Annotated in this window: 19 protein-coding genes; 14 read left to right on the top strand and 5 right to left on the bottom strand. The window is 73.4% G+C overall.

The genetic code is table 11. The annotated features are described in order from the left end of the window. Positions 1-234 precede the first annotated feature (234 nt). Together ACZ6I1_RS18270 and ACZ6I1_RS18265 are read right to left on the bottom strand one after the other, a co-directional pair. Positions 235-711, bottom strand: a complete 477-nt coding sequence (locus tag ACZ6I1_RS18270; protein WP_469288285.1) for a hypothetical protein — start codon at positions 709-711, stop codon at positions 235-237. A gap of 115 nt (positions 712-826) precedes the next feature. Next, positions 827-2,056: a nucleotide sugar dehydrogenase gene (locus ACZ6I1_RS18265; RefSeq protein WP_469288283.1), complete on the bottom strand. Its 1,230-nt coding sequence runs from the start codon at positions 2,054-2,056 to the stop codon at positions 827-829. Positions 2,057-2,310: 254 nt separating this feature from the next. On the opposite strand from ACZ6I1_RS18265, the gene ACZ6I1_RS18260 reads away from it, so the two are divergent. The 7 genes from ACZ6I1_RS18260 to ACZ6I1_RS18230 all read left to right on the top strand — a co-directional run bounded on the left by ACZ6I1_RS18260 (position 2,311) and on the right by ACZ6I1_RS18230 (position 16,438). After that, positions 2,311-4,017, top strand: coding sequence for a glycerol-3-phosphate dehydrogenase/oxidase (locus ACZ6I1_RS18260; RefSeq protein ID WP_469288282.1), 1,707 nt, complete (start codon positions 2,311-2,313; stop codon positions 4,015-4,017). Between the two features lie 176 nt (positions 4,018-4,193). Continuing rightward, positions 4,194-6,581: a serine/threonine-protein kinase gene (locus ACZ6I1_RS18255; RefSeq protein WP_469288281.1), complete on the top strand. Its 2,388-nt coding sequence runs from the start codon at positions 4,194-4,196 to the stop codon at positions 6,579-6,581. Between the two features lie 79 nt (positions 6,582-6,660). Beyond that, on the top strand, positions 6,661-9,261 hold the full coding sequence (locus ACZ6I1_RS18250; protein ID WP_469288279.1) for a serine/threonine protein kinase: 2,601 nt from the start codon (positions 6,661-6,663) through the stop codon (positions 9,259-9,261). A gap of 125 nt (positions 9,262-9,386) precedes the next feature. After that, the gene (locus ACZ6I1_RS18245; protein WP_469288277.1) at positions 9,387-11,075 is read left to right on the top strand and encodes a serine/threonine-protein kinase; all 1,689 of its coding nucleotides are present in this window, start codon (positions 9,387-9,389) and stop codon (positions 11,073-11,075) included. A 93-nt stretch (positions 11,076-11,168) separates the two neighbouring features. Further along, entirely contained in the window at positions 11,169-12,797 is a 1,629-nt protein-coding gene (locus tag ACZ6I1_RS18240; protein WP_469288276.1) for a succinic semialdehyde dehydrogenase, read from the top strand. A gap of 11 nt (positions 12,798-12,808) precedes the next feature. Further along, positions 12,809-14,623 (top strand): GMC family oxidoreductase N-terminal domain-containing protein, encoded by a 1,815-nt coding sequence (locus ACZ6I1_RS18235; protein WP_469288274.1) that lies wholly within the window; start codon positions 12,809-12,811, stop codon positions 14,621-14,623. A gap of 168 nt (positions 14,624-14,791) precedes the next feature. After that, complete coding sequence (locus ACZ6I1_RS18230; RefSeq protein WP_469288273.1) at positions 14,792-16,438, top strand: peptidase; 1,647 nt, start codon at positions 14,792-14,794, stop codon at positions 16,436-16,438. 257 nt (positions 16,439-16,695) lie between these two features. Here the strand turns inward: ACZ6I1_RS18230 and ACZ6I1_RS18225 are convergent, their stop codons facing one another. Further along, a complete protein-coding gene (locus ACZ6I1_RS18225) occupies positions 16,696-17,004 on the bottom strand; it encodes a chorismate mutase (RefSeq protein WP_469288315.1) in 309 nt (102 codons plus the stop codon). 355 nt (positions 17,005-17,359) lie between these two features. On the opposite strand from ACZ6I1_RS18225, the gene guaA reads away from it, so the two are divergent. From guaA to ACZ6I1_RS18205, 4 genes are all read left to right on the top strand, one after another. Beyond that, positions 17,360-18,946 carry a glutamine-hydrolyzing GMP synthase gene (gene guaA, locus ACZ6I1_RS18220; protein WP_469288272.1) on the top strand — a complete coding sequence of 529 codons (1,587 nt, stop codon included), beginning with the start codon at positions 17,360-17,362 and terminating at the stop codon, positions 18,944-18,946. Positions 18,947-19,072: 126 nt separating this feature from the next. After that, entirely contained in the window at positions 19,073-19,858 is a 786-nt protein-coding gene (locus tag ACZ6I1_RS18215; protein ID WP_469288270.1) for a class II aldolase/adducin family protein, read from the top strand. A gap of 102 nt (positions 19,859-19,960) precedes the next feature. Beyond that, entirely contained in the window at positions 19,961-21,217 is a 1,257-nt protein-coding gene (locus ACZ6I1_RS18210; protein WP_469288268.1) for a hypothetical protein, read from the top strand. A gap of 18 nt (positions 21,218-21,235) precedes the next feature. Continuing rightward, a complete protein-coding gene (locus ACZ6I1_RS18205) occupies positions 21,236-21,763 on the top strand; it encodes a DoxX family protein (protein ID WP_469288266.1) in 528 nt (175 codons plus the stop codon). Here ACZ6I1_RS18205 and ACZ6I1_RS18200 read toward each other — a convergent pair. Together ACZ6I1_RS18200 and ACZ6I1_RS18195 are read right to left on the bottom strand one after the other, a co-directional pair. Then, positions 21,691-21,933 (bottom strand): hypothetical protein, encoded by a 243-nt coding sequence (locus ACZ6I1_RS18200; protein ID WP_469288265.1) that lies wholly within the window; start codon positions 21,931-21,933, stop codon positions 21,691-21,693. The two genes, ACZ6I1_RS18205 and ACZ6I1_RS18200, sit on opposite strands and share 73 nt — an antisense overlap. Next, a complete protein-coding gene (locus ACZ6I1_RS18195) occupies positions 21,920-23,242 on the bottom strand; it encodes a PspC domain-containing protein (protein ID WP_469288263.1) in 1,323 nt (440 codons plus the stop codon). Before ACZ6I1_RS18195 ends, ACZ6I1_RS18200 begins: the two co-directional genes overlap by 14 nt. A gap of 131 nt (positions 23,243-23,373) precedes the next feature. On the opposite strand from ACZ6I1_RS18195, the gene ACZ6I1_RS18190 reads away from it, so the two are divergent. The 3 genes from ACZ6I1_RS18190 to ACZ6I1_RS18180 all read left to right on the top strand — a co-directional run bounded on the left by ACZ6I1_RS18190 (position 23,374) and on the right by ACZ6I1_RS18180 (position 26,573). Next, positions 23,374-24,669 (top strand): PspC domain-containing protein, encoded by a 1,296-nt coding sequence (locus ACZ6I1_RS18190; protein ID WP_469288261.1) that lies wholly within the window; start codon positions 23,374-23,376, stop codon positions 24,667-24,669. After that, positions 24,666-25,358, top strand: coding sequence for a LuxR C-terminal-related transcriptional regulator (locus ACZ6I1_RS18185; protein ID WP_469288259.1), 693 nt, complete (start codon positions 24,666-24,668; stop codon positions 25,356-25,358). Before ACZ6I1_RS18190 ends, ACZ6I1_RS18185 begins: the two co-directional genes overlap by 4 nt. Before the next feature lie 111 nt (positions 25,359-25,469). Then, positions 25,470-26,573, top strand: coding sequence for an alpha/beta hydrolase (locus ACZ6I1_RS18180; RefSeq protein WP_469288257.1), 1,104 nt, complete (start codon positions 25,470-25,472; stop codon positions 26,571-26,573). Positions 26,574-26,583: the final 10 nt, after the last annotated feature.

The following is a 26,583-nucleotide window of genomic DNA, read 5'->3' as shown; positions in this document are numbered from 1 at the left end:
ATAGCCTTCGGCCTGGGCTCCCTGCTCATCGGCCTGACGCCGTGGCTCGGGGTCGGGGGGGGGGGGGGGGGGGGGGCCCCCCCCCCCCCCCCCCCCCCCCCCCCCCCCCCCCCCCCCCCCAAAAAACCCCCCCCCCCCCCCCCCCCCCCCCCCCCCCCTCCCCCCCCCCCCCCCCCCCACCCCCCCCCCCCCCCCCCCCCCCCCCCCCCCTCCGGCGCGTGCGGTGGTGCCGGGTCAGTCGCTGACCTTCTTCGCGGAGCCGAAGGCGACGAAGCCGCCGATCGCGAGGAAGAGGAAGGACATGGCGTCCATGCTCTCCTTCCAGAGGTCGTTCAGGCCGCTGACGCCCACCTGGCTGAGGACCTCGCCCACGCCGACCTTGCCGTAGTCGGCCAGCACGAGCGCGATGAAGAAGAGCTGGCCGAGGTAGACGGCGCCGAGCGAGAGGACGGCGGCGACCACGGGCAGGACCGGGTTGCGGCCGCCGATCTTGCCGGCGGCGAGGCCGACGAGCAGGCCGACACCGGCCGCGGCGTAGCCGATCTCGCGGTCGATGGCGTTCATGATGCCGCCGTAGGCACCGGCCGCGACCAGGGCCGCGACGACGGCCGCGACGATGCCCAGGCCGAGGTTGCCGGTACGGGCCGGGGCCGGGGCGGCCGGGGCCTCGGTGAAGGAGTCGGGCGCCGGCGGCTGGAAGTTCTGGCTCATGGGAAATCCCCCCCAGGGATTCGGGCATGCGAACGCCCGGAGGGCGTAAGTGCGAGATAAGTGACGCCGCAGGCTAGCAGGCCGCGGCGGCGTCCGTGAGGGGGATTTTCCGGGATCAGAGCCGGTGGGCGGCGCCCACCGGGCTGGCGCCGCGGGTGTCCAGGAGCAACTGGGCCTTCACCGCGAGGCCTTGCAGGTCGTAGGTGCGGTGGTGCTGGAGCAGGATCGTCAGGTCCGCGTTCGCGGCGGCCTCGTACAGGGATTCCGCCCGCGGGACCGGCTGGTCCCTGACCCGCCAGCCCGTGATGTACGGGTCGTGGTAGCTGACGAGCGCCCCCAGGTCGAGCAGGCGGCTGGCGATCTCGCACGCCGGGGAGCCCTCCTGGTCGGCGAGGTCGGGCTTGTAGGTGACGCCGAGGAGCAGGACGCGGGCGCCGCGCGCGGATTTGCCGTGCTCGTTCAGCAGGGTGGCGGAGCGCTGGATGACGTACTGCGGCATCCGGTTGTTGATCTCCTGGGCCAGGCCGACCATGCGCAGGGGGTGGCCGGGGGTGCGGGTGGTGTGGGGGAGGTAGTTGGGGTCGAGGGGGACCCCGTGGCCGCCGACCCCCGGGCCGGGGCGGAACGCCTGGAAGCCGTAGGGCTTGGTCTCGGCGCAGCGGATGACGTCCCACAGGTCGACGCCGAGGTCGTGGCAGAGCACCGCCATCTCGTTCATCAGGGCGATGTTGACGTGCCGGTAGTTGGTCTCCAGGAGCTGTACGGTCTCGGCCTCGCGCAGGCCGCGGGCGCGGACCACCTTCTCGGTGAGGCGGGCGTAGAAGGCGTGCGCGGACTCCGTGCAGGCGGGGGTGAGGCCGCCGATCACCTTGGGGGTGTTGGAGATGCCGTGCGTGCGGTTGCCCGGGTCGAGGCGGCTGGGGGAGTAGGCCAGGTGGAAGTCCCGGCCGGCCCGGAGCCCGGAGCCCGCCTCGAGGACCGGGCGCAGGTAGTCCTCGGTGACGCCCGGGTGGACGGCGGATTCGAGGATCACGGTGGTGTGCGGGCGCAGCCGGGCCGCGAGTGCGCGCCCGGCCTCGCCGATGGCGGACAGGTCCAGTGCGCGGTCGGCGCCGAGCTGGGTGGGGGCGCAGATGACGGCGGTACGGACCCGGCCGAGCTCGGCGGGGTTGGTGGTGACCCGGAAGCCGGCCGCCGACATGCGGCGGATCTCGGCGGCGGTGAGGGTGGAGTCCGTGACCGGACCGCTGTCGTAGCCGACCGTCTCGATCCCGGCGGCGACGGCCGCCTGGGCGAGGGGGAGGCCGAGATGGCCGAGTCCGATGACGGCGAGGTCTGCGGGCATGGGGTGCCGTCCCTTCCCTGACATGAGGGGGATGCGCGCGCAAGCCCTGTGGACGGGGAAACCCCGGAAGGAGCTGGCGCAATGTCAGACTAGGCGTATATATGACAGATATGTCGCATTCTGGGGTGGTGGTCGCCGTTGTGTTGTCCACAGGCGGTGGCTGATGTGGGTGCGGGCGGTCAGAATCAGGAAACGGGGAGTGAGCGGGATCACCCGCACGACGCGGGAAACACCCGCACCAACGGGAGGCAGCCGTGAGGACAGCGACACTGGGACCGGCGCAGCGCGCCGAGGCGCTCGCCCGGATGGCCGAGCGGGAGCTGGACGTACTGGTCGTGGGCGCGGGCGTGGTGGGCGCCGGCACCGCCCTCGACGCGGCGACCAGAGGACTGTCCACCGGCCTGGTGGAGGCGCGTGACTGGGCGTCGGGCACCTCCAGCAGGTCGAGCAAGCTCATCCACGGCGGCCTGCGGTACCTGGAGATGCTCGACTTCGCCCTGGTGCGGGAGGCGCTGAAGGAGCGCGGCCTGCTGCTGGGGCGCCTCGCGCCGCACCTGGTGAAGCCGGTGCCCTTCCTCTACCCCTTGCAGCACAAGGGCTGGGAGCGGTGGTACGCGGGATCGGGCGTGGCGCTGTACGACGCGATGTCGGTCTCCAGCGGGCACGGCCGGGGCCTGCCGGTGCACCGGCACCTCTCGCGCAAGCGCGCGCTGCGGGTGGCCCCCGCACTGCGCAAGGACGCCCTGGTGGGCGCCCTGCAGTACTACGACGCCCAGATGGACGACGCGCGGTACGTGGCCACGCTGGTGCGGACGGCCTCGGCGTACGGGGCGCACTGCGCCAACCGGGCGAGGGTGATCGGCTTCCTGCGCGAGGGCGAACGGGTGGTCGGCGCGCGGGTCCAGGACGTCGAGGGAGGCGGGGAGTACGAGATCCGCGCGAAGCAGGTCGTGAACGCCACCGGGGTGTGGACGGACGACACCCAGGCGCTGATCGGGGAGCGCGGCCAGTTCCACGTACGGGCGTCGAAGGGCATCCACCTGGTCGTACCGAAGGACCGCATCCACTCGAGCACCGGGCTGATCCTGCGGACCGAGAAGTCGGTGCTGTTCGTCATCCCGTGGGGGCGGCACTGGATCGTGGGGACCACGGACACCGACTGGGACCTGGACAAGGCGCACCCCGCGGCCTCGAGCGCCGACATCGACTACCTGCTGGAGCACGTGAACTCGGTCCTGGCGGTGCCGCTGACCCGGGACGACGTCCAGGGCGTGTACGCGGGCCTGCGGCCGCTGCTGGCCGGGGAGTCGGACGCGACGAGCAAGCTGTCGCGCGAGCACACGGTGGCGCATCCGGTGCCGGGGCTGGTGGTGGTGGCGGGCGGCAAGTACACGACGTACCGGGTCATGGCCAAGGACGCCGTCGACGAGGCGGTGCACGGGCTGGACCTGCGGGTGGCGGAGTGCGTCACGGAGGACGTGCCGCTGGTGGGTGCGGAGGGGTACCGGGCGCTGTGGAACGGGCGGGCGAGGATGGCGGCCCGGACGGGGCTTCACGTGGTGCGCGTGGAGCACCTGTTGAACCGGTACGGGTCCCTCACGGAGGAACTGCTGGACCTGATCGCCGCCGATCCGGGGCTGGGTGAGCCGGTGTCGGGGGCGGACGACTACCTCCGGGCGGAGATCGTGTACGCCGCCTCGCACGAGGGGGCCAGGCACCTGGACGACGTGCTGACGCGGCGGACTCGGATCTCGATCGAGGCCTTCGACCGGGGGACCCGGTCGGCGCGGGAGTGCGCGGAGTTGATGGCACCGGTTCTGGGATGGGACAAGCAGCAGATCGAGAAAGAAGTGGAGCACTACGAGAAGCGGGTCCAGGCGGAGCGGGAATCACAACGCCAGCCGGACGACCAGACGGCGGACGCGGCGCGGCTGGGGGCGCCCGACATCGTTCCGTTGTAACTCCGGGATGCGGAGGGGGGAACCGCGGACCCGGGGCTCCCGTCCGTTGCGGAGTGAGGAACAATGAGGGTTCTGCCGGGGCGGGTTACGCGGACCCCGGCCGCCGGGCCGCTCGGCCGCCGGATTGGTCGGCCGCCGGGGCAGGCGGAGCAGCGGCACGATCGCAGAGGGGACGCATGTCGAAGCCGGAGCACGGGGCGCCTGCGGCGAAGCCCGAAGAGGTGGGGGCTGCGGCTCCGGCTGCGTCGGCCGAGGCCGCGCCCGCTGGGGGTGCGGAGCCTGCGGCTGAAAAGCCGGGGCTGACGAAGGCCGAGGTCGAGGACGCGAAGCCTGCGGTGAAGGGCGAGGCCGAGGCCGAAGCCGAGGTCGAGGACGCGAAGCCGGTGGGGGACGCCGGCGCCGGGTCCGCGGCGGAGGCCAAGGCGCAGGCGGTGGTTGCCGAGTCGGCGGCTGCGGCCGGGCCCGAGGACGCGAAGCCCGCGGCGGCCAAGGCCGACCCGGCGAAGCCCGTCAACCCCGTGGTGGAGAAGGCCGATGCCGTGGCCGCCGAGGTCAAGGCACGCGCCGAGGCCGCCAAGTCGGCCGGAGACGGCCAGGACAAGGGCCGGCTGCTCGCGGGCAGGTACCGGCTGGGGGCCGTACTCGGCAAGGGCGGCATGGGCACCGTCTGGCGCGCCCAGGACGAAACCCTGGGCCGGACGGTCGCGGTCAAGGAACTCCGGTTCGGCAGCGGCGTCGACGAGGACGAGAAGCGACGCCTCATCACGCGCACCCTCCGCGAGGCCAAGGCCATCGCCCGGATCCGCAGCGGCGGCGCGGTCACCGTCTACGACGTCGTCGACGAGGACGCCCGGCCGTGGATCGTCATGGAGCTCATCGAGGGCCCCTCCCTCGCCGAGTTCATCCGGGAGAACGGCGCCCTCACCCCGCGCCGCGCCGCCGAGGTCGGCCTCGCCGTGCTCGACGTGCTGCGCGCCGCGCACGGGCAGGGCATCCTGCACCGCGACGTCAAGCCGTCCAACGTACTCATCGCCGCCAGCGGCCGCGTCGTCCTGACCGACTTCGGCATCGCGCAGGTGGAGGGCGACCCCTCCGTCACCTCCACCGGCATGCTCGTCGGCGCCCCCTCCTACATCTCGCCGGAGCGCGCCCGCGGCCACAAGCCCGGCCCGCCCGCGGACATGTGGTCGCTCGGAGGCCTGCTGTACGCCGCCGTCGAGGGCGTTCCCCCGTACGACAAGGGCTCCGCCCTCGCCACCCTCACCGCGGTCATGACCGAGCCGGTGGAGCCGCCCAAGAACGCCGGCCCGCTGACCGAGGTCATCTACGGCCTGCTCGCCAAGGACCCGGCCCAGCGCCTGGACGACGCCCGCGCCCGGGCGATGCTGAACGCCGTCATCAACGCGCCCGAGCCCGAACCGGCTCCGGTGGCGGCCCCGCCGGCCGACGAGACCCGCCAGATATCGCTCGCGGACGCGAAGGAGGCGGCCGAGAAGGCCGCCGCGGAGAAGGCGGCCGAGAAGGCGGCGAAGAAGGAACGCGAGCGCAAGGAGCGCGAGCAGCGCGAACGCGCCCGCGCCGCCCTGAAGTCGGCCCGCAAGGCGGCAGCGGCGGCGGCGACGGCGACGGCGGCGACGGCCGCCACGGCCGCGGAGGCGCCGGCGGCCAAGTCCGGGTCCGCGCCCGGGCCGGGCCCCCGGTCGAAGAAGGCCGCCCCGGTGGCGGCCCCGCTCACCGACGTCATGCCGCGCCGCACCATCGCGCTCGCGATAGCCGCCGTGGTCGTGGTGCTCGCGGCGGTCGGTTCGCTCATCGCCTACGCCGTCGGCGGCGACGACACCGACGGCCGCAAGAACGAGGGCAAGGGCGGCAAGGGCAACCCCTCCGCCTCCGCGAGCGCCTCGCCGGGCGGCGGCGCGCAGAGCCCCCAGCCCTCGCCCAAGCCCGGTGAGCCGGGCGCCGGTACGGGGGGCGGCGACCCCGCCACGGGCGGCGGCCAGGGCCAGCAGACCCCGGGCGCAGGCCAGGGCCAGGGTCAGGGCCAAGGGCAGGGCCAAGGGCAGGGCCAGGGTCAGGGCGCGCAGCCGGGCGGCGGGGGCAGTGGCCTCCCGGCGGGCTACGTGATGGTGACGGAGCCCGGGTTCCACTTCTCCATGGCGATGCCCCAGGGTTTCCACCAGACGGCCATAGCGGGTGACAACTCCGGCGGCATATACAGCCGCGACGGCGGCTTCCCGCGGATCCAGGTCGACTACACCTCCACCCCCGGCGACGACGCCCGCGCCGCCTGGGCCCAGCTGGCCCCCGCCGTGGCCGGCAGCAGCAAGGGGTACCGGCTGATCGGGATCAACCCGACGAGCTACCGCGGCTACCCCACCGTCGCCGACTGGGAGTTCGAGCGGGAGCAGAGCGGCATCCGGGTCCGGGTGCTCAACCGCGGCTTCAAGGTGGACGCGACGCACGGCTACGCCATCATGATCAGCTGCGCGGCGGACCAGTGGGACGGCCCGGAGTGCACCCAGATGCGCAACACCGCCTTCGAGACCTTCCAGACGCTCGGCTGACCTCGGGACGCGGGCGGCCCCGGAGACGTATCGTGTCAGCGGGGCCACGGGGGTGCCCCCAGCACTCGGGGGAGGCGATGTGGAGGACTACGCGGGCCGGATCCTGGCTCACCGCTACCGTCTGCCGCTGCCGCCGACGGACGAGTTCGAGCTGGTGGAGACCCGGGCCTTCGACACCCGCAGCGGGCAGGAAGTCCTGGTCCGGCAGGTGCCGTTGCCGGAGGTCGTGGACGCCGAGCTGCTGGACGGGCACCGCGCCGTCCCGGCGGCCGGGCACCGCTCTCCGGGCGACCTGCCGGCCGTGCGGCGCGCGATCGAGGCGGCGCAGGCCGCGGCCGCCGTGCCCGACCACCCGCGGCTGGACCAGGTCTTCGACGTGTTCGCCGAGGGCGGGTCGCTGTGGATAGTGAGCGAACTGGTCCCGGCCAGGCCGCTGGCGGCGCTGATCGCCGATGAGCCGCTGAGCCCCTACCGGGCGGCGGAAGTGGCCTCGGACGTGCTGACCGCGCTGCGGGCCCTGCACGCGCACGGCTGGACCCACCGGAACATCACCGTACGGACGGTACTGGTCTGCGATGACGGCCGGGTCGTGCTGACCGGCCTGGCGGCGGGCGCGGCGGAGGAGGCCCTGTGCGGGTACGACCCCGTCCCGGGCGGTGACGCCTCCGGCGAGGGGGCGGGGTGGGGCGAGCCGGCGGCTCCGCCCACGGCGGGTCAGGAGGCCTGGCCGCCGGGAGAGTTCGACGCCCCCGGCGCGGACGCGCGGCGGGGCGGCCCCTACGCCCAGACGGCTCCGGAGAGCGGGCCGGGCGGCGGTTCGGGACCCGGCAGTGCCCCGGAACGGGACCGTCCGGGCGCTGCGGCGGGCCACGGGCCCGGCCCGGAGCCCAGGCGGCCGGACCCCGGGTACGCGCCGCTGGTGGCTCCCGGGTACGACACCGGGCCGCGGTACTCCGACCACATCACCCCCGGGCGCCCGGAGGACCGGCCCGAGCTCAAGGCCGCCGCGCGGGCCGGGGCCATCGCCGCCTACCGGGCCGGGGCGCGGGCCGCCGCCGCCAAGGTCGGCGAGCAGCGCCGGGCCGACCCCATCGTCGTGCCGGAGCCGAGGCCGCAGGGTTCGACCGTCCCGCAGGGGTACGCGTACCCGTACGGCGGCCCGGAGACGGGCACCGGCGCGCCCTGGCACGGCGCGACCCCCCGCCGCCCCGCCCTCACGCCGCCCGAGCCGGAGCCGGGCCGGGCCGCCGGGCCGGAGGCGGCACAGAACCCGCAGCCGGCCCCGGCAGCACCGGCACCGGCACCTACGGCACAGGCATCAGCACAGGCCCCGCAGCAGCCCGTACTGCCCGGCCCGCTCGCGCTGCCCCAGGGCTACCGCCAGGCCGACGCCGCCGAACCGGCCGCGCCGGCCCCGCCGACGGGCACCGGCCCCGGCGGCACAGGCACAGCCACGGGCGCAGGCACGGGCCCAGGCACCGGCGCCGGCTGGGCCGGCCCGCGCAGCGGCCTGGACGCCGAGCGGGCCCGCCAGACGCGGATGGCGGTCGTCGGCGCGGTCACCGAGCGGTGGTCACCCGAGCAGGCCCGCCCCGTCACCGGCCCCTGGCAGCTCGCGGCCCCCGTCGGGCCCGCCACCGACCTCTGGGCGCTCGGCGCGCTGCTGTACCGGGCCGTCCAGGGGCACGCCCCGTACCCCGAGGACAGCGTCGCCGAGCTCGTCGAGATGGTCTGCGCCGAGCCCCCGGCCTTCGCCGAGGAGTGCGGCGCGCTCCGCCCGGTCGTCGAGTCGCTGCTGCGTCAGGACCCGACCGAGCGCCCGGACTTCGAGGAGCTCCGCGGCTGGCTGCGCTCGCTCGTACGGTCCGCCCCCGAGCCCGACGCGGGCCTCGCCATGCTCCCGATGCCCGATCCGGACCCGGCGCGGCTGCCCGTCGTACGCCGTCGCGGCGACCTCCACGGCCGCCACCGCAATCCCTCGGCCCCCCGCAAGCCCCGCGCCCTCGGCCGGACCCTGCTCGTCGGCATCCTGGTCCTGCTCGCCGGGGCCGTGGCGTACGCGATGCTGTTCATGCCGCGGTCCGGCGCCCCCGAGGGCCCGGACGCCGCCGCGCAGCCCCCGTCCCGGCAGAGCCCGTCCCAGGTGCCCACCGGAACCCCCGAGTCCAAGCCCGCGCCGCAGACGGCCGCGCCGCCCCCGGCCGCGTCCGCGACCCCGGCAGCGCCCGCCCCGGCCGGGTACACCACCCAACAGGACCCGGAGCACTTCGAGATCGTCGTCCCCGACGGCTGGGAGCGCCGCGGCATCAACGAGGCCGGCCAGGTGCGCTACACCAGCGGCCAGTTCACGCTGACCGTGGTCCCCGGCCGGGACAAGGTCGAGGGCAATCCGGACCCGGCGGCCTACCAGAAGGACAAAGAGCAGGAGCTGACCCCGTACCGCACCTCCACCTGGTCCACCGTCGGCGACGTCAAGACCACCAAGGTCGGCCAGCAGCTTCGGGCCACCGGCCGCTACACGTGGATCGACGGCACCGGCCGCAACGTCTTCGCCCGCAATTTCGTCGTCGCGCTCGGCGGCAGCTACCACGTCGTCATGGTCACCGGGCCGGAGGACGAGCAGGGGAAGGTCACCGAGGTCTTCGAAAAAGCCACGGCGAGTTACAAGTCGGGCGGCTGAAAGGCGCCTGACGACAGGTCAGTACGGCGATTGCGTCACAGTGCGGGCTTTCCGCGCCCGGTCGGTTCCGACTGCGCCCGTGGGCTCCGTAATCTGGCCTGAAGTGCAGAGAGCGGCGGGGTTTCGTGGAACAGCAGACAGGTGGGGGCGCCGTGCTGGCGGGCCGGTACCGGCTCATCGAGCCGATCGGCCGGGGCGGCATGGGCAAGGTGTGGCGCGCGCATGACGAGCTGCTCCACAGGACCGTCGCGGTCAAGGAACTGACGGCCGGTCTGTACGTCGCCCAGGCCGACCGGGACGTCATGCACGCCCGGACGCAGAAGGAGGCCCGGGCCGCGGCCCGGATCCAGCATCCGGCGGTCGTGACCGTCCACGACGTGCTGGAGCACGACGACCGGCCGTGGATCGTCATGGAGTACATCGACGGCCCCTCCCTCGCCGAGGCGGCCAAGGCCGCCGGGCGCATCGAGCCCCGCGAAGCGGCCAGGATCGGGCTCCACGTGCTGGGGGCGCTGCGCGCCGCGCACGCGGTCGGCGTCCTGCACCGCGACGTGAAGCCGGGCAACGTGCTGCTGGCCAAGGACGGCCGGGTCCTGCTCACGGACTTCGGGATCGCGGCGATCGAGGGGGACTCCTCCATCACGCGCACCGGCGAGATCGTCGGCTCCATCGACTACCTGGCCCCCGAGCGGGTCACGGGCGGGACCCCGGGCACGGCCTCCGACCTGTGGTCGCTCGGCGCCACGCTCTACACGGCGGTGGAGGCCCGTTCGCCGTTCCGCCGGACGTCACCCATCTCCAGCCTGCAGGCCGTGGTGAACGACGAGCCGCCTGCGCTGAAGCAGTCCGGCGCGCTGGGGCCGGTCATCACGGCCCTGCTGCAGAAGGATCCGGCCGAGCGGCCGTCGGCCGTGGAGGCCGAGCGGATGCTGCTGGAGGCGATGGAGGGCCGGGAGCCGAAGGCGGCGCAGGCGTACGTGCCCACGCGCGCGGTGACCTCGGAGGAACTCGCCCCGGCGCAGGACCGGCCGCAGGACCGGGCGCAGGACCGGCCGGAGGACCGTCCGCATGACTGGCCGCAGGGCCCGGCCGCGCGCGGGGACGCCGCCCGGACGGCCCCGCTGGCGGAGCCGCCCGCGCCCGCGTCCCCCTCCGGCAGACCGGCCGAGGGCCGGCTGAGGCGCGCCGCGGCCGTGGCCCTGGTGGCGGCGCTGATCGGGGGCGGCGGGGTCTTCGGCGTCCTGAAGTACACGAGCGGCAGCGCGATAGGCGGCGGCTCGGACAAGAACGCGAGCGCCTCCGAAGGGCAGGGCGCGGGCGAGGACTCGAAGTCCCAGAAGTCCCAGGCAGGGCCGCCGGCCGGCTGGAACAGGATCACCGATCCCATCGCCGGCTTCACCCTGTTCGTCCCGGACGGCTGGACACGTCAGGCGAACGGTGACCAGATCGACTACACCCCGGACAACGGAAAGCACTTCATCCGGATCGCCGCCGACTCCACCCCGGACTACCGGGACCCGTACGCGCACCTGCTCGACCTGGAGAAGCAGGTGCAGAAGCGGACGGACTACAAGAAGGTGCGGCTGAACCAGAACACCTTCCGGGACAGCACCCGGGCCGCGCTGTGGGACTTCACCTGGACCGAGAAGCAGAACCACCCCGGTCCGCGCCGGGCCAAGGAGCAGATGTACATCGCCCCGGACGGCACCGAGTACGCGATCTACATGTCGAGCCCGGTCGCCGACTGGCCCACGACCCAGCAGCAGTTCGACATCGTGCTCAGCGGCTGGGAGCCGCCCGCCGCGAAGCCCTGATTCCGTCATCCTGCCACCGATCACTGGCGGAAATGACAAAATCCGGTTACCCACGGGTACCCAAAGCCTGCCGGGCGCAATACGCTCACCGCCATGACGGACTCGCAGGCCCCGGCCCCCCTCCGCACCGCACCGGCACCCACCAACCCGGTCGCCCCCTCCCCGGCCGGCGCCCGCACCGCCGCCGACGTGGTGACCCCCGATCTGGTCGTCCGCCTCACCCGCGGGGTGATCGGCTCCGGCTGCACCGCCAACCACACCCCCTTCACCGGGGCCCGGCTGGCGGAACTGCCCGAGGCCACCCCCGCGGACGTCGCCGAGGCCTTCGACCGGGCCCGCGCCGCCCAGCCCGCCTGGGCCGCCGTGCCCGTACGCAAGCGGGCCGCGGTCCTGCTCCGCTTCCACGACCTGGTGCTCGCCCGGCAGTCCGAGGTCCTCGACCTCATCCAGCTGGAGACCGGCAAGGCCCGCCTGCACGCACACGAAGAGGTCCAGGCGGTCGCCGTCGCCGCCCGGCACTACGGCAGGAAGGCCCCGGCCTACCTGCGCCCCAAGGGCCACACGGGAGCCATGCCCACCCTCACCAAGGTCACCGAACTGCGCCAGCCGCGCGGGGTCGTCGGCCAGATCGCCCCCTGGAACTACCCGCTCGAGCTGTCCGTCGGCGACGCCCTGCCCGCCTTCGTGGCGGGCAACGCCCTCGTCATGAAACCCGACACCGAGACCGCGCTGACCGCCCTGTGGGCCCGTGACCTGCTCATCGAGGCCGGACTGCCCGCCGAGGTCTTCCAGATCGTCCTCGGCGAGGGCCCCGTCGTCGGACCGGAGGTCGTCCGGCACGCCGACTACGTCTCCTTCACCGGCTCCACCCGCACCGGCCGCGAGGTCGCCCGGGGCGCGGCCGACCGCCTCGTCGGGGTCTCCCTCGAACTCGGCGGCAAGAACGCCATGCTCGTCCTGCACGACGCCGACGTGGAGAAGGCCGCCGCCGGCGCCGTCCGCGCCTGCTTCTCCTCCGCCGGCCAGCTGTGCATCTCCATCGAGCGGCTCTACGTCCACGCCTCGATCGCCGACGCGTTCGTGGAGCGGTTCGCCGCCCGCACCAAGGCCATGCGCCTGGGCAGCTCCCTCGCGTACGGCGCCGACATGGGCTCGCTCGTCGGCGAGCGCCAGCTGGAGACCGTACAGCGGCACGTGGACGAGGCCGTCGCCAAGGGCGCCACCCTCGTCGCGGGCGGCACCGCCCGCCCCGACATCGGCCCGCTCTTCTACGAGCCCACCATCCTCGACGGCGTCGAGGCGCCCATGGCGGTGTGCGGCGAGGAGACCTTCGGGCCGGTCGTCTCCATTTACCGCTTCACCGACGAGGACCAGGCCATCGCCGAGGCCAACGCCACCGCCTACGGACTCAACTCCAGCGTCTGGACCAAGGACTCCCGCCGCGGCCACGCCGTCGCCGCCCGCCTGCGCACCGGCACCGTCAACATCAACGAGGGCTACGCCCCGGCCTACGGCAGCGCCCAGGCGCCCATGGGCGGCATGAAGGACTCCGGCCTGGGCCGCCGGCACGGCTCCGAGGGCATCCTCAAGTACACCGAGGCCCAGACCGTCGCCCACCAGCGGCTGCTCCCGATGGCGCCGTCGCTGGGCATGGACGACGAGAAGTACGCGGCGTTCATGACCCGCAGCCTCAAGGTCATGAAGGCCCTCCGACTCCGCTGAAGGGGCAGCACGTGTCTGAGTCTCAGTCCGCGTCAGAGCCGTACGACTACGACGTCATCGTCATCGGGTCGGGTTTCGGGGGGTCGGTCTCCGCCCTGCGCCTCACCGAGAAGGGCTACCGCGTCGGCGTCCTGGAGGCCGGGCGCCGCTTCACCCGCGACAGCCTGCCCAAGAACAGCTGGGACCTGCGGAACTACCTGTGGGCCCCGGCCCTCGGGCTGTACGGGATCCAGCGCATCCACCTGCTCGGCAACGTGATGGTGCTCGCGGGCGCCGGGGTCGGCGGCGGCTCGCTCAACTACGCCAACACCCTGTACGTGCCGCCCGCCGCCTTCTTCGAGGACCGGCAGTGGGCGTCCATCACCGACTGGCGCGAGGAACTGGCCCCGTACTACGACCAGGCCCAGCGGATGCTCGGCGTGCGGCTCAACCCGACCATGACCCCCTCCGACGTCCACCTCAAGGCGGCCGCCGAGAAGATGGGCGTCGCGGACACCTTCCACATGGCCCCGGTCGGCGTCTTCTTCGGCGACGGCAACGACGCCGAGGGCCGGTGCACGGTCCGCCCCGGGGACGAGGTCGCCGACCCGTACTTCGGCGGCGCCGGCCCCGCCCGCAAGGCCTGCACCGAATGCGGCGAGTGCATGACCGGCTGCCGGCACGGCGCGAAGAACACCCTCGCCGAGAACTACCTCCACCTCGCCGAGCGCGCCGGGGCCGTCATCCACCCCATGACCACGGTCACCGCGCTCAGCGAACACCCCGAGGGCGGCCACCGGGTCCGTACGGTCCCCACCGACGCCCGCCGCAAGGGGAAGGCGAAGGTGCTGCGCGCCCGGTACGTGGTCGTCGCGGCGGGCACGTACGGCACCCAGACCCTGCTGCACACGATGAAGGACCTGGGCGAGCTGCCCGCGATCTCCGACCGGCTCGGCGATCTGACCCGGACCAACTCCGAGGGCCTGGTCGGCGCGCAGACCGACGACCGCCGCTACCGCCGCCGGCAGGGCGCGGGGCCCGGCACGGAGCAGCGCGCCGACTTCACCCGCGGCGTGGCGATCACCTCCTCGGTGCACCCCAACGCCGACACCCACATCGAGCCCGTGCGCTACGGCAAGGGCTCCAACGCCATGGGGTTCATGACGGTCCTCCAGGTGCCCTACGCCCAGCACCGGGTGCGCGCCTGGTTCGCCCGCACCGCGAGGCACCCGGTGCAGCTGCTCCGCTCGCTCTCCAACCGGCGCTGGTCGGAGCGGACCATCATCGGCCTGGTCATGCAGTCGCTGGACAACTCGCTGACCACCTACCTCAAGCCCGGCGGCCTCGGGAAGGGGCTGCTCACCGCCCGCCAGGGCCACGGCGCCCCCAACCCGGTCCAGATCCCCGAGGCCACCCGGGCCGCGACCCTGCTGGCCGAGGAGATCAACGGCTTCGCCGGCAGCAACATCGGCGAACTGATGGGCACTCCGCTGACCGCGCACTTCCTCGGCGGCTGCCCGATCGGCGCCTCGGCCGAGGAGGGCGTGGTGGACCCGTACCACCGGCTCTACGGGCACCCGGGGATCTCGGTGGTGGACGGCTCGGCGGTCTCCGCGAACCTCGGCGTCAACCCGTCGCTGACGATCACGGCGCAGGCCGAGCGGGCGATGTCGTACTGGCCGAACAAGGGCGAGCAGGACCCGCGGCCGGAGCAGGGCGCGGGCTACGTACGGCTCGCGGCGGTGGAACCGGTCCGTCCGGCGGTTCCGAAGGAGGCCTTCGGCGCGCTGCGGCTGCCGTTCCTGGCGGTTCCGGAGGTCCCGCCGAAGGTCGCGGACCAGGCCTGATGACCGGGTCGGTACCGCGCTCCCCCTCCGAGCGCGGTACCCACCGCGGTACATGAGTGACAGGCGGTCGCCACGGATGGTTGTACCGGAATCCACGACCGCGGGCTGTGGTGTCGATCACACAGCGAAGTGTGCAACCGCGATCAGGCACCGGTGGTCAAGGGGTGCATGAAAAAGCGCATCTCCCTGCTGGCGGCGGCAGGCCTGGCGGCCGTCGGTCTGGCCGCCACCCCGGCGAACGCCGCCGACCCGGTCTTCACCCTCACCAGCCCGGCGGACATCGGCCTGCGCCCGCACCCCGGGCAGGGCGGCCAGCCGCAGAAGACCTCGGTCGACTTCCGCGTCGAGAACGAGACCGGGAACGTCTTCGACCGTCTGAGCACCTTCACGATCGACCTGAGCCCGCTCAAGGGCGTCGCCGACGTCGCCCTCGACAAGGAGCAGTCCCACGGCTGCACCCTCGACGCCGCGAAGGTGACCTGCAAGGACTGGGCGATCTGGACGCACAGCAGCAACGTGGTGTCCCTGGACCTCACCGCGGCCAAGGACAGCAAGGCCGGCGCGGTCGCCGACCTGACGATGACCGGCACGGCGGAGGGCGCCACCTTCAAGCCGACCACCACCAAGGTCAAGGTCGGCGGCCCCGACCTGGTGATGCAGCCGGCCGGCCTCAAGGCGAAGCTGACCCCCGGGGAGACCCAGCCGCTGCCGATCGTGTTCGGCAACGAGGGCACGGAGTCCGTCAACGGCGTCGCCGTGGAGGTGCGCACCACGCACGGCATCGGACTCGTCGAGAAGTACGACAACTGCTCGTACACCGAGGACGACAGCACGGGCCGGCCGTGGAACGCGGGCTGGTCCAGCGCCGTGTGCGTCATCGACGGCGAGTTCAAGCCGGGCACCGCATACCGGGTGAAGGACGCGCTGACCCTCAAGGCGGCCCCGCACGCCTTCATCGACGGGATGACGTACGCGGTGCACGCGGCCGGCAGCCAGCCGAAGACCGCACAGAAGCTCGTCAAGCCCAGCACCGGCAAGAAGCTGACCGTCGTGGAGCAGCCGGCCGGGGCGGCCGGCCGGCAGTCCGCGGAGATCGACCCGTGGAACAACCAGCAGGAGTTCGACTTCTCGACGAAGAACACCGCCGACTTCGTGGCGGGGGCCGTGTCCCTCCGGGGCAAGGCGGGCGACACGGTGAAGGCCGACTTCGGGTTCGAGAACAAGGGCCCGGCGTGGGTCGCCTACCTGCGCTCCGGTGAGGACGTGGCCCGGACGGACATCGTGATCCCGCAGGGCGCGAAGGTCACGAAGGCTCCGGAGCGGTGCCAGGCGGTCAACGCCGACGGCACCCACCGCGAGCAGAAGCTGGGCGCCCCGCGCTACTTCTGCGCAACCACCCACGTCGTGGCCGAGAAGGAGAAGCCCTCCTACGCGTTCGAGCTGAAGATCGAGAAGGTCGTGGCGGACGCCACCGGCTCCGTCTCGGTCGGCCAGTGGACCCCGGAGGGCACCACACCGCAGGACTGGGACCCGAACCACGCCAACAACAAGGCCGCCTTCGTGATCAACGCCAAGGACGGCGGCGCCACGCCGGCCCCGGGCCAGACCACCGGCAGCCCCGCGCCGGGGGCCTCCACGACCCCGTCGGCCACGCCGAGCACCGGCGCGAGCACGGGAGCGGGCGCCCAGCCGAACGGCGGCCTCGCGAGCACCGGCAGCACCGCCGGGCCGCTCCTGATCGGCGGCGCGGTGTTCGTCGCCGCCGGTGGCGCGCTGTTCCTGGCGTACCGCCGCCGCGCCACGGGCCGCGCGTAACGCCGCAGACAGTGAAGAACGGCCGGCCCGGGGCGTCCCCCGGGCCGGCCGTCCTTGTGGGGTGACCGGGCTGCTGTCCCCTGCCGTCCGGTCACGCGAGGGAGCGAGGTCCCACGACGCACGCCCACGGGGAGTGCGCCTCAACGCTCCGGCGGAGCCACGCGTGGTGGTGCGGTCCCGCGCCTGGCTGGCGCGGACAACCACACCAACGAAGGGCCCCGGGGGCGGTCACGGTCCGGACGGGTGACGAACAGCCGTCACACGCGGCCCCGGCACAGCTCCAGCAGGGTCATGGCGAGGGCGGTACCGGGCTTTCCGAGGGCGTCGCTCCAATGCGAGAGCACCTCCATCTCGCGGGACAGGTGCACCCGCCGGCCGCCGGAGGAGATCCGCGCCTCCTGGATGACCGTGGAGACGGCCATGCGCTCCTGGATCAGACCGATGATCCGGTCGTCGATGGCGTCGATGCGCTCGCGGGAGTCGGCGATGAGCTGCTCGGGGGTGGTGGCGGCGGTGGCGGTGATCATGGTCATGGTCTTCGTCTCCTGTCGGGTGGTGTCCGACAGGTCCGCGGAACGCCAGAGCGCCCCGGTCCTGTCGGACCGGGGCGCTCTGGGAAGTCAGCGGCTCAAGCGAGCATCACGCGGACCCATGGCGACCGGACCGGCCGGTGCCATAGGTAAAGAGGAAGCTCAGCTGCTTGCGCATGGAACGGATTATGTCCCTGCGTCCCGCCCCGGGCCAACCCGGTTCGGATCGTGAGACGAACCGGACCCTCGGCCGGAGGAGAGGAGTTACGGGCGCTCCCCGGCCGGTCAGAGCGCTGCCATGACCTTCGACTCGGATGGTGAGACGAAGAGGCATGTACGGCCCCCGTTAGAATCGACAAAACAGCCACCTCTTCCGCCGGAAGGCCGTCCCGTGCCAGAAGCACCCTCCGCCGCCCACGACAGCGCCCCGGACACGGTTCTCGTCGTCGACTTCGGCGCCCAGTACGCCCAGCTCATCGCCCGCCGCGTCCGCGAGGCACGGGTCTACAGCGAGATCGTGCCGAGCTCGATGCCCGTCGACGAGATGCTGGCCAAGAACCCCAAGGCGATCATCCTCTCCGGCGGTCCGTCCTCCGTGTACGAGGAGGGCGCCCCCCAGCTCGACCGTTCGCTGTTCGAGGCCGGTGTCCCCGTCTTCGGCATGTGCTACGGCTTCCAGCTGATGGCGACCGCCCTCGGCGGCACGGTCGACAACACCGGCGCCCGCGAGTACGGCCGCACCGGGCTGGCCGTCTCCAAGACCGGCTCCACCCTCTTCGAGGGCACCCCCGAGCAGCAGTCGGTGTGGATGTCCCACGGCGACGCCTGCTCCGCCGCCCCCGAGGGCTTCACCGTCACCGCGTCGACCGACGTCGTCCCGGTCGCGGCCTTCGAGAACGACGAGAAGAAGCTGTACGGCGTGCAGTACCACCCCGAGGTGATGCACTCCACGCACGGCCAGCTGGTGCTGGAGCACTTCCTCTACCGGGGCGCGGGCCTGGCCCCGACCTGGACCACCGGCAACATCGTCGAGGAGCAGATCGCGGCCATCCGCGAGCAGGTCGGCGACAAGCGCGCCATCTGCGGCCTCTCCGGCGGCGTGGACTCCGCCGTGGCCGCCGCCCTCGTCCAGAAGGCCATCGGCTCGCAGCTGACCTGCGTGTACGTCGACCACGGTCTGATGCGCAAGGGCGAGACCGAGCAGGTCGAGAAGGACTTCGTGGCCGCCACCGGCGTGCAGCTGAAGGTCGTCGACGCGCAGGAGCGCTTCCTGAACGCGCTCGCCGGCGTCTCCGACCCGGAGACCAAGCGCAAGATCATCGGCCGGGAGTTCATCCGCGTCTTCGAGCAGGCCCAGCTGGAGATCCTCCAGGAGGAGGGCCCCGCGGTGGCCTTCCTGGTGCAGGGCACCCTGTACCCGGACGTCGTCGAGTCCGGCGGCGGCACCGGCACCGCGAACATCAAGTCCCACCACAACGTGGGCGGGCTCCCCGACGACATCGAGTTCGAGCTCGTCGAGCCGCTGCGCCAGCTGTTCAAGGACGAGGTCCGGATGGTCGGCCAGGAGCTGGGCCTGCCGGACGAGATCGTCCACCGCCAGCCCTTCCCCGGCCCCGGCCTCGGCATCCGCATCGTCGGCGAGGTCACCAAGGAGCGCCTGGACCTGCTGCGCGAGGCGGACGCCATCGCCCGCCACGAGCTCACCGCGGCCGGCCTGGACCGCGAGATCTGGCAGTGCCCGGTCGTCCTGCTCGCCGACGTCCGCAGCGTCGGCGTCCAGGGCGACGGCCGCACCTACGGCCACCCGATCGTGCTGCGCCCCGTGTCCTCCGAGGACGCGATGACCGCGGACTGGACGCGCATGCCGTACGAGGTGCTCGCGCGGATCTCCACCCGCATCACCAACGAGGTCCCCGACGTGAACCGCGTGGTCCTGGACTGCACGAGCAAGCCCCCGGGCACCATCGAGTGGGAGTAGTCCCCACCCGCATGCGCGACGAAGCCGCCGCTCCTTCCGGAGCGGCGGCTTCGCCGTTCCTCTGGCCACTTCGCGGAGCCGCCGGTACCTTGCGCCGCGACCCGAGCCGTCGGAGGAGGAGGTCCCATGCCGGACCAGCCCGTGCCCGTGCCCGTACCGGTACCCGTGGACCGGCTGGGCTTCGACCTGCCCCCCGTGCACCGCGACCCGGCCGGCGAGCGGGCCCACCGCAAGGAGCGGCTCGCCCGGGCGCTGCGGCTGCTGGGGAGGCTCGGGTACGAGGACGGGGTGTCCGGGCACGTCAGCGCGCGCGACCCGGAGTACGAGGACTGCTACTGGACCAACCCCTTCGGGCGGGCCTTCACCGGGCTGACCCCCGCCGACCTGCTGCTCGTGGACGGTGACGGCCGGGTCCGGCAGGGGGAGCGCCGGGTCAACGAGCTGGCCTTCGCCGTGCACGCGGCCGTGCACCGGGAGCGGCCCGCGGTGGTGGCCGTCGTCCGCACGCAGGCCCCGTACGGCCGGGCGCTGGCCAGCCTCGGCGAGCTGCTGGCCCCGATCTCGCAGGAGGCGTGCGCCTTCTACGAGGACCACGCGCTGCTCGACGAGTTCGCCGGAGCCGAGGACCCGGGCCGGGTCGGGCGGGCGCTGGGCCCGTACAAGGCGCTGATCCTGCGCAACCGGGGGCTGCTGACGGTGGGGGACTCGGTGGACGCCGCGGTCTGGTGGTTCATCGCGGCGGAGCGGGCCGCGCAGGTGCAGCTGATCGCGCGGGCGGCCGGGAAGCCGGTGCTGATCGACCACCACAGCGCGCTCGCCACGCGGGAGCGGTTCGGGTCCGATCTGGCCGCCTGGGTGAACTGCCAGCCGCTGCTCCACAACGGTGACACGCCGGTGGCGTCAACATCATGAACCGTTAATCACCTGCTCTGACATCGTGCGCAATCCGGAGCACTGCCGCAGTGGTGCACAATTCGCTGGCATTGCACCGTAGTTCAGAGAGGCGGCACGCACGTGGCTGTCCAAGAGATGTCCCGGGGTACCCACACCGCGGCCTGCGCATGCGACGACTGCGCGCGGGAAGGGCACCGCCGCGCGGTGGCCGCCTTCCTCGAGAAGCGCGACGAGTTCGCCGCCGGGCAGGGGCTGCCGGCCGCCGTGGCCCACTCCCTCGGAGCGTCCCGGCAGTGGGTCTCCGACGAGCTGACCCTGTCGGCGCGCACCGTCGCCGAGCGGGGCCGGGAGGCCGGGAACTCCTGGCTGTACCTGTTCTCGCGGCGGGCCGTGCTCGCCGTGTGGATCGCCGCCGGGGTGCTGCTCCTCGTCCAGGTCGGCACCGCGCTCGGCACCGGCTGGTCCACGGCCCGCACCGCCGGGCTGCTGGCGGCCGTGGTCCTGGCCGGGCTGCTCACCGTCGCGGCCCGCGCCCAGTCGGTGCGCGGCGGGCTGCTGGCCCCGCTGGTCGGCGAGGACAACCGGCTGTCGACCTCCAAGTCGGTGCCGAGCGCCTGGGTGGTGCTCACGGCCTTCGCCGGGCTGCTGCCCGCGCTGCGGCTGGCGGCCTCGTCGCCCGGTCCGGAGCGCCAGGCCCTGTACGCGGGCTTCGCGCTGGACCGGGCGCTGCCGCTGCTGGCGGTGGTCTCGCTGACCTCGGTGGTGGCCGTGGTGGTGCGCCGGGTGGTCTGCGTACGGATCATGGGCCAGCGGTTGCAGAAGCTGCCCGCCGACCGTCCGCGCGGGGTGGACCTGCTGACGGACGACGCGGGGCGCGGCAGCTTCCCGGACGCGCAGTACGTGCTCGTCTCCACGGTGGTGCTGGGCTACGCGGCGGTGTCGCTGGCCCGCTTCCCGGACCGGCTGCCGCAGCTGCCGTGGGCCCTGGCCCTGCTGGTGGCCCTGTCGGCCGCGGTGTACCTGGCGGCCAAGTACGCGGAGGGCACCCGTCCGCTGGTGCTGTCGGTGGTGCGCAGACGGGAGCCCGGGGACCTGGACGCGGCCGTCCGCCCCGGGGACGACATCGAGATCCGGGGGGTGGGCTTCGTGCCGCCCGGTGCGCAGACCCCGGAGATGCTGGCCCGGCTGGTGGTCCGGATCGGGGCGGTGCACGTGCACGTGCCGCTGGTCCCGGTGCCGGGCGGGTTCACCAACCCCTCCGACACCGTGCTGACGGTGCCGGTGCCCGCCGAGGTGGAACCCGGGCGGATCGACATCCAGGTCGTGACCGCCGCCGGGGTGGAATCCAACCGCTGCATCATCGACGTTGCCGAGTGATCGGGGTACACATGGGGCGTGACCCGAACTGATGTCTCGACAGACGCGTCCGTAGTCCCCCCGCTGAAGGACCGAGCGGCCCGCTACGCACTGCTGCCCCTGCGGATCTTCCTCGGCGTGACCTTCGTCTACGCGGGCCTGGACAAGTTGACCGACTCCGCGTTCCTCTCCGCCTCCGGCGCCGGCTCCATCGGGGAGCTGATGGCGGGGGTGCGCGACACCTCCGCGGTCCCCGCCCTCGTGGACACGGCCCTGGAGGCCCCCGTCGGCTTCGCCGTCAGCCTGGCCGTCGCGGAGATCCTCGTCGGCCTCGGAACGCTGGCCGGCCTGCTGACCCGCATCGCGGCCGCCGGCGGAGCGCTGATCTCGCTCAGCCTGTGGCTCACCGTGTCCTGGGCGGTGACCCCGTACTACTACGGCAACGACCTGATCTACCTGATGGCCTGGACCCCGCTGATCATCGCGGGGGCGCCCTACTGGTCCCTGGACGCGGTGATCCGGTCGCGGCGGTCGGGCTGGTCGCGGCGGTCGCGGCGTACGGCGTAGGTCACCATCCCCGTCAGGGCGGCCAGCGAGAGCCCGCCCATCGTGAGCGGGATGACCAGGAACCAGGGCACGTCGGCCTCGCCGCTGCTGTCGAGCAGGTACAGCACGCCCGCCACCAGCAGGGCCGTGCCCGCGATCAGCCGTCCCGGCTGGAACTCATGACGCCGCACGGGCCACCTCCACCTGTCCGACACCCGCGTCCAGGTGCAGTTTGATCGTCCCGCCGGTCTCGGTGCCGGCGGGGGGTGCCAGGGTCGTGCGCCGGTGTTCGCCGCCGCCGCGGACCCGTACGTCCTCGCCCGTCTCCCCGGGCATCTGGATGTCGCCCAACCGGATGGTCACCTCGGCCTCGGCCGTCACCTCCCGCGGCACGATCACCTTCAGCCGCCCCGCGTCCACCGAGGCCCCGACGGCCAGCGTGGTGCCCTTGGGGACGTCCAGTCGGCTCAGGTCCAGGGTGGCGAGCCCGGTCCCCGCCTCGTACACGGGCCGTACGTCGGCCACCGCGGCCGGACGCCAGCGGACCTCCCGCCAGTCCGTGCCGATCTCCCGGGGCAGGACGGCGGCGGTCGCGAGCAGCCCCGAGGTCAGCACGGCCAGCACGATCGTGCCGAAGCCGGTGCGCCCCAGCAGGGAGCTGACCGCGAGGCCGAGGCCGAAGACCACCAGCGCGGCGGCCAGCCCCGTCTGCAGGGCCTCGCCCAGCGGACTGCCCTCCCAGTCGGCGCTCGTCGCGACGACGCCGGCGATCACCGCCAGGACGAAGACCCGGCCGCCGATGCCGCCGCGCGGTCGGGCCGGCGCGGCCGGCTCCTTCGCGGCCGCCGCCGCGCCCGCCGCGGCGCCGGGCTCCGCCGGGACGGCCGAGTCGGCGGGGCCCCACAGGTATCCCGTGGCGCCGACCGGGCCGGTGGTGCCGTCCTTGACCAGCGGGTCCCGCCACCACGACGGGCCGCCCAGGGCGGGCGGGGCCTTCGTCTCCGGCGGGGCCTTCGTGTCCGGCGGGGCGGGAGCCTCGGCCTCCACCGGCACGGCGGTCCGCCGCCGCTGCGACCAGTACGAGGCCCCGCCCAGCGCCAGGACGACCAGCACCGAGAAGACCGCGAGCACCCCGTTGTCCAGCATCGACAGGAACAGCGCGCAGCCCACCAGCGCGGCGAACACCGCGGCGAGCGTGGCGCCCTCGACGCGGCCGGTCAGCATCTTCTTCGCCTCGCTGTCCTCCTCGCCCTCCTGGGGGAGCAGCAGCCACGCGAAGCCGTAGAAGATCAGGCCGACGCCGCCGGTGACGGCGAGGACGCCCAGCACGATCCGGAAGACCACCGGGTCCAGGTCGAAGTACCGGCCCAGGCCGCCGCACACGCCCGCGAGGACCTTGTCGCGCTTGCTGCGGCGCAGGGGCGGCCGGGCGCCGGGAGGCGTGGGCGCCCCCGCCCCCGCCCCCGCCCCCGCCGACGGGGCATCGTGTACTTCGGTCATGCGTCCATGGTGACGGCCCGCGGCGGCCCGCGGCACCGGGCCCGACCCTGGCACAACCCTGATATCCCCCGGGCCGAACTGGGGGGCAGCCCTGATGCCCGGCCCCGCCCGCGCGTGTGACCCTTGGTGGCATGCCCGCAGCCGCCGCTCCCCGTATCCCGCTCGCACCCGACACCGACGACGTACCGGCGCGCAAGCTCTACCGCAGCGCCGACGGCCGGATGCTCGGCGGTGTCGCGCGGGGTCTCGCCGGGCACCTCGGGCTGCCGGTGGTGTGGGTCCGGCTGGCCTTCCTCGGCCTGTTCATGTGGGGCGACGGCCTCGGCGTCCTGCTGTACGCCGCGTTCTGGGTGTTCGTACCGCTGGGCGTCGGCGGCCGCAGCGGGCACCGGTCCTACTTCGAGACCCTGCCGGACGGCACGCGCCGCCTCCGCAAACCCGACAAGGGGCAGATCACCGCGCTGATCGCGCTGTGCATCGGCGCGGCCATCTTCATCTCCCAGGTCCAGGTCGGCGGCGCCTCGGGCCGGTACGTGTGGCCGACGCTGCTGGTCGGGGCCGGTGTGGTCCTCGTATGGCGGCAGGCCGACAACGCCCGCCGGGCGCACTGGACCGAAGCCGCCGGACGGCACGGGCGGCTGCTGCAGGCGGCCCGGGCGCTCGCCGGGGTCGCCCTGGTCGGCGTCGGCCTGACCGTCTTCATCGTCGTACGCGGCTCCGCGGCCCAGCTCGGCAACGTGCTCACCGCCACCCTCGCCGTCCTCGTCGGCGTCGCGCTGCTCGCCGGCCCCTGGCTGATCCGGATGACCCAGGACCTCTCCGAGGAGCGCCTGATGCGCATCCGCGCCCAGGAGCGCGCCGAGGTCGCCGCCCACGTGCACGACTCGGTGCTGCACACCCTCACGCTGATCCAGCGCAACGCCGAGGACGTGGGGGAGGTGCGCCGCCTCGCGCGGGCGCAGGAGCGGGAGCTGCGGAACTGGCTGTACAAGCCCGAGGGCACCGGCAAGGACGAGGCCGAGGAACCGGCCACCCTCGCCGAGTCCGTGAAGAAGACCGCCGCCGAGGTCGAGGACCACCACGGCGTCCCCATCGAGGTCGTCGTCGTCGGCGACTGCCCGCTCGACGAACGCCTGGCGGCGCAGGTCCAGGCCGCGCGCGAGGCGATGGTCAACGCCGCCAAGTACGGTGGCGAGGGCGGGCCGGTCCAGGTCTACGCGGAGGTCGAGGGGCAGACGGTGTTCGTGTCCGTACGGGACCGGGGACCGGGCTTCGACATCGACGCGGTACCGGACGACCGGATGGGCGTACGAGAATCGATCATCGGCCGGATGCAGCGCAACGGCGGGACCGCACGGCTGCGGTCGGCGCCCGACGGCGGCACGGAAGTCGAGCTGGAGATGGAGAGGGCGGCGAACGCAGCATGACCGAGGACAACGCGGTGACGGAGACCGGCAGGCGGGTCCGGGTGGTGCTCGTCGACGACCACCGGATGTTCCGCACCGGCGTACAGGCCGAGATCGGCGACACCGAGCGGACCGGGGTCGAGGTCGTCGGCGAGGCCGCCGACGTGGACCAGGCCGTCACCGTCATCACCGCCACCCGCCCCGAGGTCGTCCTGCTGGACGTGCACCTGCCCGGCGGCGGCGGGGTCGAGGTGCTGCGGCGCTGCGCCCCGCTGATGGCGGCGGCCGAGCACCAGGTGCGGTTCCTGGCCCTGTCGGTGTCGGACGCGGCGGAGGACGTCATCGGGGTCATCCGGGGCGGCGCGCGCGGCTACGTCACCAAGACCATCACCGGCACCGACCTGGTGGACTCGATCTTCCGGGTGCAGGAGGGCGACGCGGTGTTCTCGCCGCGGCTGGCGGGCTTCGTGCTCGACGCCTTCGCCTCCACGGACGCGCCGCCGGTCGACGAGGACCTGGACCGCCTCACCCAGCGCGAGCGCGAGGTGCTGCGGCTCATCGCGCGCGGATACGCGTACAAGGAGATCGCCAAGCAGCTCTTCATCTCGGTCAAGACGGTGGAGTCGCACGTCTCGGCGGTGCTCAGGAAGCTCCAGCTCTCCAACCGGCACGAGCTCACCCGCTGGGCGACGGCCCGGCGGCTGGTCTAGGGCCCGGCGGCTGGTCCGGCGGCTGCTCCGGGGCCCGTCGTACGGATGTGATCCACACCGCAGGCCACCCGGGCAACCGGGGCGGCCCGCGCGGCCCTCTACGATGCCGTGATGAGCCTGACGGGGACCCCCTTCTTCGCGGCGGTGGTCGTCCTGACCTTGATCGCCGTCGTCCTGCCGCTTGCCGTGTGGAGCAAGGTGCGCGGCCCTGCCGTCGTACGCGTCGCGTCCCGCGCCCTGATGGTGGTCTTCGCCCAGGTCACCGCGATCGCGCTGGTGTTCGTCGGGGTCAACCGGGACATGAACTTCTACGCCTCCTGGGGTGACCTGCTCGGCACCGGCACGTACGTCACCGCCGCCCCCGACCTCGGGCCGGACGGGCTCGGCGGGAAGAAGGTCGAGGCCGCGCCGAAGGTGCGCCAGGAGTTCCAGCCCGTCGAGGGCCTCGGCGGCCGGGTCCAGAAGACCGAGCTCGACGGCAAGATCTCCGGCGTCAAGGGCGACGTCATGGTGTGGCTGCCGCCCCAGTACGACGAGCCGGCCTACAAGGACAAGAAGTTCCCCGTGGTCGAGCTGATCCCGGGCATACCGGGCACGGGCAAGTCCTGGTTCCAGGGGCTCAAGGCGCACGAGGTCCTCGAACCGCTGATGAAGAGCGGCAAGGTGCAGCCGTTCATCCTGGTCTCGCCGCGGGCCATGCTGCTGGGCAACGCCGACACCGGCTGCGCCAACATCCCCGGCAAGGTCAACGCCGACAGCTGGTTCAGCGTCGACGTCCGCAAGATGGTCACCGACAACTTCCGGGTCTCGGACGATGCCCGCACCTGGGGCGTGGCCGGATACTCGGCCGGGGCGTACTGCGCCGCCAAGCTGGCCATCAACCACCCGGACCGTTACAGCGCGGCCGTCTCGCTGTCCGGCTACAACGACCCGGGCCAGGAGCCCTCCTCGCTGGTCGCCCAGGATCCGGAACTGCGCCGCACCCACAACCTGAAGCACGTGCTCCAGACCGCGCCCACCCCGCCGGCGGTGTCGCTGTGGCTGTCGGGGGCCGAGCACGACGGCTACCTGTCGGGAACGGACCTCAAGGCGATCGCGAAGAGCCCGACCACGGTGCACGCCGAGAAGGTGACCGGCGGGCACAACCTCGACTCGTGGTCGAAGCAGCTGCCCCAGACCTTCGACTGGCTGAGCAAGACGGTCAAGGCGCCGTAGCGCTGCTCGA

It is taken from the genome of Streptomyces sp. NPDC046303, assembly GCF_055588085.1.
The sequence above is the reverse complement of the archived record's forward strand: the minus strand, read 5'-3'. Positions and strand labels throughout refer to the sequence as shown.